The 2,515-nt window shown below is 71.3% G+C and carries 1 protein-coding gene; it reads right to left on the reverse strand.

Features of this window, described 5'->3' with window-relative positions; genetic code table 11:
* Positions 1-1,355: helix-turn-helix domain-containing protein (locus tag E0D90_RS24985; RefSeq protein ID WP_170215048.1), on the reverse strand; the 1,355-nt coding region annotated here is incomplete at its 3' end.
* Between the last annotated feature and the right edge of the window lie 1,160 nt (positions 1,356-2,515).

The raw sequence follows: 2,515 nt of genomic DNA on the forward strand, positions 1-2,515 counted from the left end.
GGAGTGCCCCCGTCCCCGCCCCCGTCTCCAGCGCCGTCACCGTCACCGTCGCTGTCACCGTCGCCATCGCTGTCGGCGTCAGCACCGTCCGCGTCACCGCCGCCACCGTCGTCCTGCGTCTCGCCCCGGACCTGCTCGATCCCGGCGAGGCAGAAGGGCCAGTCCTTGAAGTCCTCGTCGACCGCCCACAGCCGACGGGCGAACTCGATGTTGGCCTCGGGGTCGAGAGCGTCGGCGGCGGTGCCGCCGAGGTCGCGGAGTCGGCTGTCGGAGATCTGGAAGAGGCCCCAGTTCCGGGTGCCGTTCTCGTTGCCGAGTATGTAGTAGGGGTCCATCAGGGACTGGCAGGCGGCGATGGCGGCGGCGGTGTCCGCCACCTCCTCGGGAAAGACCTCGTGGATCTGCTCGACGAGCCGCTCACGGTCCCAGGACTGCATGCTGACGTCGGAGTCGTAGAGCGCGCGTTTGGTCTCGGCGCCGACCACTCCGTTGACGCCGACACCGGCGAGCACCTGGAAGGCGGTGACGCGGCGCAGCGTCTCGGGACCGAACTGGGCGTCGATCACCAAGGTGGCGCCGCGCTCCGCCAGGAGGTTCTGCACCTCCTCCACGCAGCCGTCGTGGCGCCCCATGGTGATCGGCTCGTCGCACGGGGACCGGAACAACGGCCGGGAGTCACCAGGCCGTCCGGAGTCACCGGCGGAGGTGGCGGGGTCGTCCGTCCGCCCGTGGTCCCAGACCACGGCGCCGCTCACCACTGCCAGCAGGGCCACGACGGCGGCGATCGTCCACCGTCGCCGCCACCAGGGGACACGGGCGGTGGACTTCGCGCGAGCGGCCACCGTCATGTGCTCCTGTTGGGACTGTCCGGTTCGGTCGGGGTGCGGCCAGGCCCGCGCCCCCTCGGAGTGGTTGCCTTCGGCGGGCTGCTGGTCTCCGGCCGGGCCGGTGGTGGCGTCCGCGACGGCCGGAGCGGCCGCGCCCACGGGACCGTCGCGGTGCTCGGCCCCCCGGCCGGGGCCGGCGGTGGGCCGGATCGGTCCGGTGGTCTCTCCGGAGCCGTCCGCAGCAGACGCCGTGGCGGCCTCCGGCTGCGGTGGTTCGGTGGCGAGCACCCACAGCCGGTGGAGTTCGGTGAGATCGGCGCGGTCCGCTCTGCAACAACGGGCGAACCGCTCCACTGTCGCGAACTCCGCGGGCACACCCTTGCCCGAGCAATACCGATGCAGTGTGGAGCGGCTCACGCCGGTTCGGCGCGCTATGGACTCGAAGCTGTGACTGGTCCCACCCTTGAGCTCTCGAAGCTTTTCCGCGAACGCCTCGATGGCGTTCGCCTGTTCGCGCGCACCGGCCACAGGGCCCACCCCCGGCGGTCTTGGTCTCTACCCACCACGAAGGGTACCAACGACCACCGACAGCGACTACCCTGAGCTACCGGATCGGTCACTCTCAGTCAGCATCCGGGTGCGGGGCGCTCCCGCCGCCGCCGGTCCGGTCGGTGACGGTCCAGCTCCAGCCGCGCGTCCTCGGCCCACAACGGCCGTTTGTCGGGCTACGCATCGCTACTTCTGCCTCCTCTTGTCGAGAGCCCGCGGCGCCGCACACCTCCCGGCCGCCGCGGATCCGGGCGCGGCCTGCCTCGCCGCCCTGTCCCCTGCCACCGCACACGACATCACTCCCCGCCCGTACCGGCCCCCCGTCCGGTCGCGCCCCCCTGCGCCTCGGCGGTGGAGCCGGTGGCCATGGCCCGCGAAAGGGCGGATCCGGACACGAATCCACCCGTCGGGCCGCCGGCGCACCGAGTGATGTCGTGGGCAGCACCAGAAGACTGCTGACGGGCGCACGCCCCGGTCAACGGCAAAGGGCCCCTGAGGGACGATGGGACGATCCACCCCTTCTGACCTGCGGTTTCGCGCGGACATGGGACGCACCCCGGAACACGCGGGGAGATCACGGGGGATGGAACACCCGTACGGAAGACACCGCCCGGCCCCGCGACGGCCACCGGCCGCCCGCCGACGGCCGTTCGGCCTCACTCCGGAGCGGGCGCGATCCGGTGGTTGCGGATGTGCTCGGGGACGATCGAGGCCCACACGGCGCGGGGGAGTGGTGACCCAGGCGCGGAAACCGTCGATGTCGCGCCGGGACGACGGGCGCACCCGGATGGCGATGAGCGCCTGGACGGGGCCACCGATCGACGCAAGGCCGGCAACCGGACCGCCGGGCGCCGCCGCCTTTTGTGGCCGGGCGGCAGACCCGGTCACCGAAGCCGGGCACGAAGGTGCCAAGGAGGTCTGCGAACGAGTCAGTTGGCGCGAAGGGGACCAATGCCCCGAGTCGGCACGAGGCCCTGGGCACAAGGGCCCCACGGTCCAAGCTTGGGTCAACTTCCATGGCTCGTTGACCATGTTCTCGCCAAGCAGCGATCAAGTAATCACCAGATCGATCAGAAGACTGGCCTCAACACCTAATTTCCGATCGTGATTTCGAATCGTGAGGCCACCCGCCCACACCC

It is taken from the genome of Streptomyces otsuchiensis, from assembly GCF_004305975.1.
Lineage (GTDB): Bacteria > Actinomycetota > Actinomycetes > Streptomycetales > Streptomycetaceae > Streptomyces > Streptomyces otsuchiensis.